Here is an 11832-nt window from a genome sequence, read left to right as displayed (position 1 = left end):
TGACGGCGTTCGATTCATTAAGGACGATCGTCGCATGGAAAAGGTGCCAATGACGTCCGAGGGGCTGCGCAGCCTCTCGGAGGAACTTAAGCAGCTCAAGAGCGTGGAGCGGCCGACGATCATCAAGTCGATCGCCGCGGCGCGCGAGCACGGCGACATATCGGAGAACGCCGAATACGCGGCCGCGCGCGAGCGACAGAGCTTCATCGAAGGGCGCATCGCCGAGATCGAGGACATCATCTCGCGCGCCGAGGTCATCGACTTTTCCAAACTGTCGGGCAAGACGGTGAAGTTCGGCGCAACCGTGCGCCTGGCCGACGAGGATACGGACGAGAAGGTGAAGTACCAGATCGTCGGCCCCTACGAGGCCGACCTTGCCAGGGGCCGCATCTCGGTGACCTCGCCGATCGGCCGCGCCCTGATCGGCAAGACCGTGGGTGACATGGTCGAGGTCCAGACCCCGCGCGGCGCCAAATCCTACGAAGTGGTCGGCGTGCAGTTCAAGTAATCCGGGAGACGACTAAGCCGCCGACGCCGCACTCGCCGCCGCCCCGCGGCGACGGCCGATGGCCGTCATCGTCACATACTGGATCAGGAACAGGCCGACCTTGCTGGCGATGCTCCAGGCGGACATCGCAGCGGCCCAGCTCTTGGCGTCGACGCTGAGGGCGAGTGCGATGTTGAGGCCCGCCGAGGCGAACATCAGGCCCGCCCAGACATAGCCGAAGGTGGTGGCGACATCGAGCACGGGTACGGCACGTGGCGGCAAATAGCGATTCATCCAGCCGCGCTTCAGCATCACCAGTCCAACGATCGTGTAGATCACCGAGGGCTTCAACATCACGAAGCGCGGATCGTGGGTGAGGAAGGTCGCGGCACCCGAGGACAGCACGGCGACCACGCTGATCCATTGCAGAGCCGCGACGGGCCTCCCCCGCAGGAGCTCCCAGCCGATCTGCGCTACGCCCAGCGCCATGCCGAGTGCGACCGCCAGCAGGAGGTCGTCGGTCAGCACATAGACCGCAAGGAACAGAAGGGTCGAGGCCAGATCGAGGAGCAGCACGCGGGCTGCCTGAAATATGTTCTTCATCGGCGCGCCTCACCACGGTAACACTGTGTATCCAAAGACAGGCTATACATACACGCCGTTTCCCGCAAGAGAACGTATGCGCTACCAGGCGCCGCGTCGAACGCGCCTTATTCGACCGGGATCGGCACGCCGGGCAGTTGCTTGGCGGTGCGAAACACCATCATGGACTTCACGTGGCTGACATTCGGCGCCGAGGTGAGGCGGGTGGTCAGGAACTTCTGATAGTCGTCCCACGTCTCGGCCACGATCTTCAGCAGGAAGTCGGCCTCGCCCGCCAGCATGTGGCACTCGCGTACCTGATCCCAGCTCGCAATCATCTCCTCGAAGGCTTTGAGGTCGGTTTCAGCCTGGCTGTTCAGTCCCACCAAGGCAAACACCGAGACACTATAGCCCAGCGCCTCAGGGCTGAGATCGGCGTGATAGCCTTTGATGATGCCGGCCCGTTCGAGTGCTCGCACACGACGCAAGCAAGGAGGGGCCGAGATCCCGGCGCGCTCCGCCAGATCCACGTTCGTCATGCGGCCATCGGCCTGCAAATCGCTTAGAATGCGCCGGTCGATTCGGTCGAGCTTTGCGCGAGCCATCCTGTTTCCTCCATTGGCCGCGGTCTATGCCAGAACCGAGCGCTTCGCGCAATAAAGTTGCAAAATATCCGCGCCTTGCCGCGAAGAATTGCGCTCGGGCCGCGGAACAATCCGTGCATCGGTCTGGAGGTTTGCATATATGTCAAAGATATGCAGTCGGCGGGATGCGGAACGGACATGGCAACACATCGCAGCAAGGTTCTTGTTATGGGATCGGGACCGGCCGGCTATACGGCGGCAATCTACGCTGCACGCGCGAGCCTCAAGCCCATGCTGGTGCAAGGTATCCAACCCGGCGGCCAGCTTACCATCACCACCGATGTCGAGAACTATCCGGGCTTCGCCGACGTGATCCAGGGGCCATGGCTCATGGAGCAGATGCAGAAGCAGGCCGAGCACGTCGGCACCCAGCTCTTCTTCGATACCATCGTGGAGGTCGATCTCGGCCGCCGGCCATTCGTCTGTGCCGGCGACTCGGGCGATCGTTACGAAGCCGACGCGCTCGTCATCTCGACCGGCGCCTCGGCGCGCTGGTTGGGGCTGCCAAGCGAGGAGAGCTTCCGCGGCGGCGGCGTATCGGCCTGTGCCACCTGCGACGGTTTCTTCTTCCGCAACAAGGAGGTGGTCGTGGTGGGCGGCGGCAACACTGCGGTTGAGGAGGCGCTCTATCTCACTCATCACGCCTCGAAGGTGACAGTGGTTCATCGCCGAGATGCCTTCCGCGCCGAGAAAATCCTGCAAGACCGTCTGTTCCGCAACGGCAGAATCTCGGTGCTCTGGGATCACGTGGTCGAGGAGATCGTGGGCGAGACCGCCCCCGCACCGCTCGTGAAGGCGGTGCGCGTCAGGAACGTGAAGACCGGCACAACGAAGGAGATCGCGACCGACGGCGTATTCATCGCCATCGGCCATTCGCCCAACACCGAGCTGTTCAAAGGTCAGCTCGCAATGGACTCCGAGGGTTATCTCATTACCAAGCCTGACTCGACTGCGACGGACATCGACGGCGTGTTCGCCGCCGGCGACGTGCAGGACAAGGTCTTCCGCCAGGCTGTGACGGCGGCGGGCACTGGCTGCATGGCGGCCCTCGAGGCCGAACGCTGGCTGGCGGAGCAGGAGGCGCGGATCGCGCAAGCCGCCGAATGAGCGGCGACGCCGACCGGGGGGGCGATTTCATGGACTGGGACAAGCTGCGGATCTTCCAGGCGGTCGCCGACGCCGGAAGCTTCACGCATGCGGGCGAGAGCCTGAAGCTCAGCCAGTCCGCCATCTCGCGCCAGATCGGCGCACTTGAGGAGCAGCTCGGTGTCATGCTGTTCCACCGCCACGCGCGCGGCCTGATCCTGACCGAGCAGGGCGAGCTTCTCTACCGTACGGCGCGCGACATGGCGGCCAAGGTGAACACTGCCGAGGCGCTGCTGCGCGCCAACCAGGACAAGCCGGCCGGCCGTCTCAAGGTAACGACCACGGTCGGTTTCGGCTCGACCTGGCTCACCGCGCAGATGCACGACTTCACCGCGATGTATCCCGATATCGACGTGAGCCTGGTGTTATCGGACAATGAACTCGATCTCGGCATGCGCGAGGCCGATGTCGCCATCCGCATGGTCATGCCGCGCCAGCCCGGACTGGTTCAGCGCCACCTGCTTACGGTGCGCAGCCATGTCTATGCCTCGCACACCTATATCCAGAAATACGGCCGACCCGCGACCGTCGAGGAACTCGACCAGCACCGCATGATCATCTTCGGCGAGGATGCACGTGCGCCGGCGCCGGACGTGAACTGGCTCCTGCGCGAAGGCAATCCCGATCAGAATCCGCGACTCGTCGTGCTGCGCGTCAACAACGTCTATGGCATCTTCCGCGCCGTCGAATCGGGGATGGGCATCGCATCGCTCCCCGACTATCTCGCGCGGGAATCGACCAAGCTCGAGGTCCTGCTGCCCGAGCTCAATGTTCGCACGACAGATGTGTATTTCACCTACCCGGAGGAACTGCGCCATTCCAAGCGGATCGCGGTGTTTCGCGACTTCCTGTTGCGCAAGGTGGCCGAGACCCGCTTTTAGCGGTCATTATCTGCCGTATTGCATTTATGGTGAAGGCATGCGGCTTGCGCATGTCAGTGTCCAAAACTTCGCGCTAACAATACGTTGTCCAGCGAGTAGTTTGATTTCAGGTCTTCGACGTGAGCGGTTGCGACTGATCGCGCTCGAAACTCGGGATCCTCATGATCCCACGTCTCCCAGACGTGAAGCCTCCCTGTTTGACTCGCCGGGCCTTCGGGCCCGGCGTTTTTTTGGGGGAGGGCGGCCAAGTGCCGCTTGGGGGCAAGGAACACAGGCCCGCTGCGTGCCGTATATAGGGTGTGTGTTATAAGACGATCGGCGCTCCCCATAATGAAAGTCCCGACAGCCCCATGTTCTCCGAAGTTCGCCAAGCGATCTTGCCTCTGGCTCTGCGCAACCTGAAGCGCCGAGGTGATCTCGAACGCGCCGGGTTGCTGATCGAGTCGCTGGCCAAGCACTGGCGCGACAGCAAGCCTCTGCGGCTCCTGATCGTCTCGCCCGCCCGGGACGCCTATTTGCTGCGCAGCGAGTTGCCGCGCTTTTCCAGGATCGACGTCGACGTGCGGTCTGAGTCCGATTTTTTCCCCGCGTTCAGCCGTTTCTACATGATGACCGGCTGGTACCGGCAGCAGATGGTCAAGCTGCACGTTCCGGCCATGCTGGGCTTCAAAGGCTATCTGACGCTTGATTCGGACGTCTGCTGCGTCGGCGACTTCGACGCCACGACGTTCGTCGAGGACGGTCGCGCCCTTTCGCGCTGGGAGCCCAAGCGGTATCACGACTGGTGGAAGAGCGCGGCCGAGATTGTCGGCACGTCCTTCGACATCAAGCAGCATGGCCTCTCCGTCACGCCCAACATCCTGCATGGCGACCTCGCCGCCCAGGCGATCCGGTATTTCTCGAAGGACGGCGGCGATGCCCTGACCTCCCTCAGCCTCTGGGTGCTGCGCAAGATCGGCCAGGTCCCCTGGACCGAATACTCGCTCTACACCTGCGTCGCCGAACGCGAGGGCAACCTGCTCGACTATCACGTCCACTGGGATCCCTGTTATTTCTCCGACACCCAGCTCTTCTCCGAGCATACTTGCGTATGGGGCGCCGACGATTTCGAGCGCCTGGTGAAGCTGCCCAACGGCACCGATCCCGGCGGCAAGTTCATCATCGTGCAAAGCCACGCACGCATCCCTCTCGAGCAGGTCCGCGATTACTGCCTGAGCTTCGCGGGATAGTCATTTGGAGCCTCCAGGGGCTCTCCTCTTCGTCTTCCGGGCCGCGTGCATCAGGGCGCGGCGTTTGCGCTGTGCGAGGCGCACGGCGGGCCGGCACCCGCAATCCAGGAAAGCTTGGACGTTCCCGGCTAGATCTTTCCGTTGTGCTGACCGATCCTGGGTGAGATCTCGGTGCCGCCGGCGCGTTCATCGTCAAGGCTGAGCGGCAGGGCGTGGAAAAGGGCGGAGCTGCCGGGATAGGGGCTCGCGAACATTCTCAGCGCCGCGGTCTGCACCAGATCCAGCACCTGCGGCACGGAGTTGAGCGGCCCGTTGGGCACGCCGAGCGCATCGAGCTTGGCCGACCAATAAGCGCGGCTCTCTTCTCTCATGATATCCGCGATCATACCCAGCAGGACTTCGCGCCGCTCGAAGCGGTCGATATTGGTCTTGAAGCGCGCCTCGTCGGGCCATTCGGGATGACCGAGCGCTTCGGCGAACTTGCGCCACAGCCGGTCGTTGCCGGGGCAGATCATCAGTGGCCCGTCGCTGCACTCGAATGCCTGATAGGGCGTAAGCGAGGGATGGCCGGTCCCCTGGCGTGGCGGCATCTTTCCCGTCACCGAGTACTGCGCGATGTGATTGGAGGCCCACATCAGCCCGGACTCGAAGAGCGAGGTGCTGACCAGGCTGCCCTCGCCCGTGGCGTGGCGCTTCGCAAGCGCCGCCAGGATGCCGATTGCGGTCCACATGCCGGTCGAGAGATCGACGATCGAGACCCCGACCCGTGCCGCCGGTCCCGACGGATCGCCGTTAAGCGAGATGAGGCCCGCCACCGCCTGGATGATCGGCTCGTAACCTGGCCGCTGCTTCCAGGGACCGGCATTCCCGAAGGCGCTGAGATCGGCATAGATCAGCTGAGGGAAGCGTCTCCTGAGGGTTGGTCCGTCGATGCCGAATTTCGCCGGCACATCGGCGCGCAAATTGTGCACGAATACGTCGGCTGCGCCGATGCGCTCGATCAGCGCTGCGCGCTCGGCCTCGTCGGCGAGGTTGCAGGTGACGGACTTCTTGCCGCGATTGAGGGCGATGAAGCCGGTCGCGTCGCCCTCAATGAAGGGCGGACCCCATTTGCGCGCGTCGTCCCCCTCGGGCCGCTCGATCTTCACCACCTCGGCGCCGAGGAAGGCCAGGATCTGGCCGCAATAGGGCCCGGCGAGGTTCTGGCCGAACTCGACGACCTTGAGCCCTTCGAGCGGCCGGCTCATCGCAGGCTGCTTCCCAGCATCTCGCGCGCGATCACCATGCGTTGCACCTCGCTCGGGCCCTCGCCGACGCGGCGGATGCGCATCTCGCGGTACCAGCGCTCCAGCGGCAGGTCTTTGGTCATGCCCATGCCGCCATGGATCTGCATGGCGCGGTCCACCACCCGGCCGCCGCCTTCGGAGGCGGTGAGCTTGGCGATTGCGGCCTCGGTACGGAAGGGAAGTCCGCGCCGCGCCTTCTCCGCCGCCTCGAGGGTGAAGTGACGGGCGGTGCGGATGTCGATCTCGTTGTCGACCAGCATCCATTGCACGGCCTGGCGGTTGGCGAGCTTCTCGCCGAACGTGGTGCGCATCTTGGCCCATTCGATCGCCATTTCGTGAGCGGCGATCGCTACGCCGATGCAGCCCGCCGCATAGGGGATGCGCTGGCGTGTGAGCCGGTCGTTGGCGACCGCAAAGCCCTTGTTCACCTCGCCCAGCACCTGGTGGTCCGACACCCAGCAGTCCTTGAATTCGAGCTCGGTGGCGTAGTGCGAGGAGCGCAGCGTATGGACCACGCGCCGCACGTGGAAGCCGGGCGCGTCTGAATCGACGATGAAGCAGGTTATGCCGGCGCGACCCTTGCTCGCATCGGTGCGCGCGAACACGATGCCGTACTGCGCACGGTCGGCATTGGAGATGAAGATCTTCGAGCCGTTCAGCACCCAGCCGTTGTCCTTGCGCTCGGCCTTGGTCTGGATGGCGCGCGCGGGATCGCTGCCGCCGGACGGCTCGGTGAGGCCGAAGAATGCCTTCTTCTCGCCGCGCAGCGTCGGATAGAGGTAGCGCTCCTTCTGGTCCTCGTTGGCCTCGAAGATCTGCGCCAGGCCTGCGCCGCCGAAGGTGCCGTAGCACGGGACGTAGAGTCCCGCGCGATGCTGCGCCATTTCGATCGCGAGCAGGACGCGCGTGACGATATCTATGTCGGGCCCACCGAACTCCCTGGGGATGTCGATGCCGAACAGCCCCATCGCCTTGGTCTTGTCGGTGAGACGGTTGAAATCCTCCACCGGCAGCTCCGACGCGTCGGGATCGAGCTTGGCCTCGAGGGGCATGATCTCCTCGCGCACGAAGCGCCGCACCTGATCGATCAGCATCTGCTGCTCGGAAGACGGTTCGAAATCCATGGGCGTTTCCTTCAGTGGCGCATCACGCCGGGCTCAGCCGTCCCAGTGCCGGCGGCGGGTTCTTGGCATTGTCGGGCGGCAGGGCGCCGTGATCGGCCTGATGCACCATCAGCAGCTCGAACCAGCGCGAGCGGTATTGCATGTTGACCTCGACGCGGAACTGGCAGCCCGGTCCGCGCTCCTTGGCCTCGCGCGAAAGCTCGCTGCGCAGGCCGAAGGATGAGCGGGCGCCCGCCTGGCCAATATAAAGGATGGCGCCTTTGGCATCGGCGATCTGGTAGACGCCGAGCTGGCCAGGCAGGCGCGCGGCGGTATCGGCCGCCAAGGGCTGCCACGGCTTGTCGAGGCGCAGCCGGATCGACATTTACCGGCCCCCTTACTTGCCCATGAATCTGGCGGTGCGCTTCTCGAGCCGCGCCTTCATGCCCTCCTGCGCGTCCTGGCTCTGCATCGCCGCGCGCACCAGCGCATCGACGTCGTCGTGCTTGATGCCGTCGCGGAACTCGAGCTGGCGCACGGTAAGCGCTTTCATTGCCTTGAGCGAAAGCGGCGCATTGCCGGCAAGCCGGTCGATCACGTTCTGCGCCTCGGCCTCGAGCCTGGCCGCCGGCACGCAGCGCGCGATCAGCCCCAGCGCATGGAGCTTGGTCGCGGGCAGGGGATCGCCGAGCAGAAGCATCTCGCGCGTCGTCACCGGTCCCAGCACTTCCATGAGCTTCTTGGCCAGGAACCAGTTGGGCGCAAGTCCGACCTGGGCGAGCGACATGCCGAAGCGCGCCTTGTCGCTCGCGATCACGAGGTCGCAGTGGAGCGCCAGCTCGTTGCCACCGGCGATGGCGTCACCCTGGACCACGGCGACGACGGGAAGCGGGCAGAGCTCGATCGCGCGCAGCATGACCTCGATGCCGCTCGCCTCGCCCGCGCCGGCGCTCTTGCTGCGCTCGGCCATGTCCAGGCCGGCACAAAAGACGCTACCCTTGCCGCGTACCACGATCACGCGATCCTCGGCCGCGACCGGCGCCTGTAGCGCACCGATCATGTCGTTCAGGAGCTCGCTGTCGAGCGCGTTGCGCTTCTCGGGCCGGTTCATCCAGACGGTTCTGACCGGACCGCTCTTCTCGACGATGACCTTCCCCATCGCGCCCTCCGTTAGCGTCCGGCGTTCGTTTTAGCTGGCCGCTCGGAGGAGGCAAAGACGGAAGGCTTGTTTTGCCGCGATGCGGCTCACGGGAGTGGGCCACCCAGCTCCCATGACTACATGAACAGCTTCTCGGATTGGCGGTTCGCGTAGAGGGCGGCAACGAACTCACCGTAGCCGTTGTAGATCTGGGTCGGGATGCGTTCGTCGCTGCCAAGCGGCTTTTCGGTTGCCTGGCTCCAGCGCGGATGCGGCACCTTGGGGTTTACGTTGGCCCAGAAGCCATATTCGTTGTCCTGCAACGCCTCCCAGAATGAGACCGGCCGTTTGTCGGTGAAGTCGATGCTGACGATCGACTTCACGCTCTTGAAGCCGTACTTCCAGGGCACGACCAGTCGGATCGGCGCGCCGTTCTGCTTCACGATCGGCTTGCCGTAGAGGCCGGTGGCGATGAAGGCGAGGTCATGCGTGGCCTCGTCCATCGCCAGGCCCTCGGTGTAGGGCCAGGGCCAGAGCGGATCCTTCTGCTCGAACATCACCGAGGGCTTGTGCAGCGTCTTCATGACGACGTACTTGGCGCTGCCGGCCGGCTTGCAGAACTCGACCAGCGACTTCATCGCAAAGCCGCTCCACGGCACGATCATCGACCAGGTCTCGACGCAGCGATGGCGATACACGCGCTCCTCGATCGGCATCTTGGCCAGAAGGTCGTCGAAGCTGATCTCGAACGGCCTTTCGACCATGCCGCCGACCTTGATCGTCCATGGCCGAATCTCGAGCTTTTGCGCCGCCCGCCAGATGCTCTTGTCGGTGCCGAACTCGTAGTAGTTGTTGTAGGTGATCGGCAGCCGCTCGGGAGTGATGGGTGCGGGTGTGCCGAACCTGTCGTCGCGCTTGGCCGGATAATATTGCACGGTCGGATCGGCCATCTTCTCGTCGGCCAGGACGACATGGGGCAGCGCCAGTCCTGCAGCCGAGGTCGCGAGCCCCAGACCCATCGCCTGCACGAGCCGTCGGCGGTCGAGATAAAGTCCTTCGGGGGTGGCTTGCCGCTCGGGCAACTCCCAGCCCTTGCTGCGCTTGATCAACATCTTCTGCTCCCTGATTTCGTCAAGCCGACATGGCGTGGCCGCACGGACAAGACAAATCAACCCTCATCACTGCGCCGTGACATCTCCTTCGCCGATGACGTTGGCAAGATCACGGCGATAGCCGCTCTCGATCAGCAGCTCCGCCACCAGGAACATCGGCCCGATGAAGGATTGGAAGAAATTGTCCATTAACGCCGGCCGCTTACCTTCGTAATGGTGGCCGAGGAATTGGATCATCCAACCGCCGACAAACAACGCGACGAAAGCGACAAGGCTCCCGGCCCGGCCCAGCGCGAAGGCGAGCGCTTCGGCGGCGAACCACGCCGCCAGCATCGCGACCGCAAGGACGAGACCGATGCCGAGATCGAGTACCAGCCAGCCCACCACCGCGAACACGGTCGCCACCATGGCCATCGTGACCTCGCGGCCGACGACTTCGAAACGCCACAGCGTCAAGACGAGCAGCAGGGCGAAGACGATGATCGGGATGCCGACGAAATGCGTAGCGCGGTTGCGCATGTCGCGATGGACGGCGGCATAAAGGGCGAGCTGGCGGTTGAAGACGGTGTTGGCCATGGAAGCCTCCGGTCTCGAGTACTCCCGGAGGCTGGAGTCTACGCCGTCGTGCCCGTCACATCCAGAATGCGGGGCCACATCTTCTGCTTCCAGCCGTCATTGCCGGTCACGGTAAAGATGATCTTGTGATCCTGCGCCAGAATGAAGCGAGGCGTCCAGTAGCCGCGTCGCGCGCCTTCGTCGCTCATCTGGAACTCGGTCAGGACCCAGCGGGCATCTGGCGGCCAGTTCTCTTCCTTGAGGATCACGTCGACATTTGCAGGATGGACGACGCGATAGTCGAGCTTCTTGAAGGCCTCGGACTCGAGGAAAGCGGGTTCGGACTGGGCACGCCAGATCTTGCAGCCGCCTCAAAGTTCGTGGCCGACGAATACCAGCATCGGGCGGCCATCCTGAGCCCGTCCGATGCGGGCCGACGACGATGCGGCCGCCAGCGCGAGCCCACCCGTCGTCAAAGATCGCCTCGTGAGCATTTTTGACTCTCCTCGTGAGAACTGTCCCACAAGGCCAATATGCGAGCCCTTCGCCGGCAACGAAACCCCGCTCACCGGCTTGTGATTCGCGCGGGCTTTATGCCGCGGCGCGCTTCTTCGTCTCCTCGACGATGCGGTCGGCGGCGCGGCCGACCAGTTCCTGCAGATGGTCGAAGGTCGCGTGCCAGGTGCCCACGCCTTGGGTCACCGAGCGGATCTCGACGATCATGTCGGCAACCTCGGCCTCGGGCATCAGCGCGGAGACCTCGTCCCAGCCGGTCCAGCCGGTGCGGGCGTCGTAGCCCAGGAGCTGCCCGCGGCGCCCGGAGATCAGCCGCTGGATGCGCGACGTCGCCTCGTTGGGGGCGGCGACGGTCACTTTCAGGATCGGCTCCAGCAGCACCGGCTTGCACTTGGGCATGGCCTCCGTCATGGCGATGCGCGCTGCCATCTTGAATGACATCTCGGAACTGTCGACGCTGTGGTACTGGCCGTCGATTAGCGTCACCTCGAGATCGACCACCGGCTGGCCGAGCGGACCCTCCTTGAGATAGTCGCGCAGGCCTTCCTCGACCGCAGGGATGAAGTTGCGCGGCACCACGCCGCCCACGATCTTGTCGACGAAGCGGAAGCCCGAGCCGCGCGCCAACGGCTTGATCTCGACCTTGATGTCGGCGAACTGGCCGTGGCCGCCGCTCTGACGCTTGTGGCGGGCATGCTGCTGGGTGCCCTGCTGGATGGTCTCGCGATAGGCGACGCGCGGCGTCGAGGTCTCGACCGCGACGTTGTAGCGGCCGGCCAGCTTGTCGACCGCGACCTTGAGATGCATCTCGCCCTGGCCCTTGAGCAGCAGCTCGTGGGTCTCGGCACGCTGCTCGTAGGCGAGCGACGGATCCTCCTCGGTCAGCTTGTGGAGGGCGCCCGAAAGCTTGACCTCGTCGTTGCGGTTCTTGGCCCTGAGCGAGAGCGCGAACACCGGCGGATCGGCCGCGGGGAAGTCCTCGGTCGCGGCGATGCCGGCAGCGGCCAGAGACTGGCCGCCCGACAATGCGTCGACCTTGGCGAGCGCCAGCGCAAAGACCGGAGGATCGGCCTTGGGGAAGTCCTCGACCGTCGCGACTCCGTGGCCGGAGATGGCCTGACCGGAGGCCAGCGCATCGATCTTGGCCATTGCC

General features: G+C 64.4%; 13 protein-coding genes and 1 pseudogene. 4 read left to right on the top strand and 10 right to left on the bottom strand.

The annotated features are described in order from the left end of the window. Positions 1 to 34: 34 nt before the first annotated feature. The gene (gene greA, locus VH499_RS24465; RefSeq protein WP_332055389.1) at positions 35 to 508 is read left to right on the top strand and encodes a transcription elongation factor GreA; all 474 of its coding nucleotides are present in this window, start codon (positions 35 to 37) and stop codon (positions 506 to 508) included. 12 nt (positions 509 to 520) lie between these two features. Here greA and VH499_RS24460 read toward each other — a convergent pair whose 3' ends face one another. Then, positions 521 to 1090, bottom strand: a complete 570-nt coding sequence (locus tag VH499_RS24460) for an inner membrane-spanning protein YciB (protein ID WP_332055388.1) — start codon at positions 1088 to 1090, stop codon at positions 521 to 523. 107 nt (positions 1091 to 1197) lie between these two features. Next, the gene (locus VH499_RS24455) at positions 1198 to 1674 is read right to left on the bottom strand and encodes an Lrp/AsnC family transcriptional regulator (RefSeq protein WP_332055387.1); all 477 of its coding nucleotides are present in this window, start codon (positions 1672 to 1674) and stop codon (positions 1198 to 1200) included. A 177-nt stretch (positions 1675 to 1851) separates the two neighbouring features. Here VH499_RS24455 and trxB point away from each other — a divergent pair, with 177 nt between their 5' ends. From trxB to VH499_RS24440, 3 genes are all read left to right on the top strand, one after another. Next, the gene (gene trxB, locus VH499_RS24450) at positions 1852 to 2820 is read left to right on the top strand and encodes a thioredoxin-disulfide reductase (protein ID WP_332055386.1); all 969 of its coding nucleotides are present in this window, start codon (positions 1852 to 1854) and stop codon (positions 2818 to 2820) included. After that, complete coding sequence (locus tag VH499_RS24445; RefSeq protein WP_332055385.1) at positions 2817 to 3740, top strand: LysR family transcriptional regulator; 924 nt, start codon at positions 2817 to 2819, stop codon at positions 3738 to 3740. Before trxB ends, VH499_RS24445 begins: the two co-directional genes overlap by 4 nt. A 350-nt stretch (positions 3741 to 4090) precedes the next feature. After that, the gene (locus tag VH499_RS24440) at positions 4091 to 4969 is read left to right on the top strand and encodes a DUF6492 family protein (protein WP_332055384.1); all 879 of its coding nucleotides are present in this window, start codon (positions 4091 to 4093) and stop codon (positions 4967 to 4969) included. Positions 4970 to 5097: 128 nt separating this feature from the next. On the opposite strand, the gene VH499_RS24435 is transcribed toward VH499_RS24440, so the two are convergent. From VH499_RS24435 to VH499_RS24400, 8 genes and pseudogenes are all read right to left on the bottom strand, one after another. Continuing rightward, complete coding sequence (locus VH499_RS24435; protein ID WP_332055383.1) at positions 5098 to 6216, bottom strand: CoA transferase; 1119 nt, start codon at positions 6214 to 6216, stop codon at positions 5098 to 5100. Further along, on the bottom strand, positions 6213 to 7379 hold the full coding sequence (locus VH499_RS24430; RefSeq protein ID WP_332055382.1) for an acyl-CoA dehydrogenase family protein: 1167 nt from the start codon (positions 7377 to 7379) through the stop codon (positions 6213 to 6215). Before VH499_RS24430 ends, VH499_RS24435 begins: the two co-directional genes overlap by 4 nt. Positions 7380 to 7401: 22 nt before the next feature. Next, the gene (locus VH499_RS24425; RefSeq protein WP_332055381.1) at positions 7402 to 7743 is read right to left on the bottom strand and encodes a DUF7508 domain-containing protein; all 342 of its coding nucleotides are present in this window, start codon (positions 7741 to 7743) and stop codon (positions 7402 to 7404) included. 12 nt (positions 7744 to 7755) lie between these two features. Next, the gene (locus tag VH499_RS24420; RefSeq protein ID WP_332055380.1) at positions 7756 to 8517 is read right to left on the bottom strand and encodes an enoyl-CoA hydratase/isomerase family protein; all 762 of its coding nucleotides are present in this window, start codon (positions 8515 to 8517) and stop codon (positions 7756 to 7758) included. Between the two features lie 116 nt (positions 8518 to 8633). Further along, on the bottom strand, positions 8634 to 9608 hold the full coding sequence (gene msrP / locus VH499_RS24415; RefSeq protein WP_332055379.1) for a protein-methionine-sulfoxide reductase catalytic subunit MsrP: 975 nt from the start codon (positions 9606 to 9608) through the stop codon (positions 8634 to 8636). 66 nt (positions 9609 to 9674) lie between these two features. Next, positions 9675 to 10184, bottom strand: coding sequence for a DUF962 domain-containing protein (locus tag VH499_RS24410; RefSeq protein WP_332055378.1), 510 nt, complete (start codon positions 10182 to 10184; stop codon positions 9675 to 9677). Positions 10185 to 10222: 38 nt separating this feature from the next. Continuing rightward, on the bottom strand, positions 10223 to 10432 hold the full coding sequence (locus VH499_RS24405; protein WP_332055377.1) for a hypothetical protein: 210 nt from the start codon (positions 10430 to 10432) through the stop codon (positions 10223 to 10225). 322 nt (positions 10433 to 10754) lie between these two features. Further along, positions 10755 to 11832 (bottom strand): annotated as a pseudogene (locus VH499_RS24400) (hypothetical protein); the annotation flags it as partial.

Source organism: Reyranella sp. (genome assembly GCF_036558665.1).
Taxonomy (GTDB): Bacteria; Pseudomonadota; Alphaproteobacteria; order Reyranellales; family Reyranellaceae; genus Reyranella.
The sequence above is the reverse complement of the archived record's forward strand: the minus strand, read 5'-3'. Positions and strand labels throughout refer to the sequence as shown.

What these genes read in the sequence shown, in the direction of transcription:
- greA (WP_332055389.1), top strand. Translation starts at nt 35, where the DNA reads ATGGAAAAGGTGCCAATGACGTCCGAGGGGCTGCGCAGCCTCTCGGAG.
- VH499_RS24460 (WP_332055388.1), bottom strand. Translation starts at nt 1,090, where the DNA reads ATGAAGAACATATTTCAGGCAGCCCGCGTGCTGCTCCTCGATCTGGCC.
- VH499_RS24455 (WP_332055387.1), bottom strand. Translation starts at nt 1,674, where the DNA reads ATGGCTCGCGCAAAGCTCGACCGAATCGACCGGCGCATTCTAAGCGAT.
- trxB (WP_332055386.1), top strand. Translation starts at nt 1,852, where the DNA reads ATGGCAACACATCGCAGCAAGGTTCTTGTTATGGGATCGGGACCGGCC.
- VH499_RS24445 (WP_332055385.1), top strand. Translation starts at nt 2,817, where the DNA reads ATGAGCGGCGACGCCGACCGGGGGGGCGATTTCATGGACTGGGACAAG.
- VH499_RS24440 (WP_332055384.1), top strand. Translation starts at nt 4,091, where the DNA reads ATGTTCTCCGAAGTTCGCCAAGCGATCTTGCCTCTGGCTCTGCGCAAC.
- VH499_RS24435 (WP_332055383.1), bottom strand. Translation starts at nt 6,216, where the DNA reads ATGAGCCGGCCGCTCGAAGGGCTCAAGGTCGTCGAGTTCGGCCAGAAC.
- VH499_RS24430 (WP_332055382.1), bottom strand. Translation starts at nt 7,379, where the DNA reads ATGGATTTCGAACCGTCTTCCGAGCAGCAGATGCTGATCGATCAGGTG.
- VH499_RS24425 (WP_332055381.1), bottom strand. Translation starts at nt 7,743, where the DNA reads ATGTCGATCCGGCTGCGCCTCGACAAGCCGTGGCAGCCCTTGGCGGCC.
- VH499_RS24420 (WP_332055380.1), bottom strand. Translation starts at nt 8,517, where the DNA reads ATGGGGAAGGTCATCGTCGAGAAGAGCGGTCCGGTCAGAACCGTCTGG.
- msrP (WP_332055379.1), bottom strand. Translation starts at nt 9,608, where the DNA reads ATGTTGATCAAGCGCAGCAAGGGCTGGGAGTTGCCCGAGCGGCAAGCC.
- VH499_RS24410 (WP_332055378.1), bottom strand. Translation starts at nt 10,184, where the DNA reads ATGGCCAACACCGTCTTCAACCGCCAGCTCGCCCTTTATGCCGCCGTC.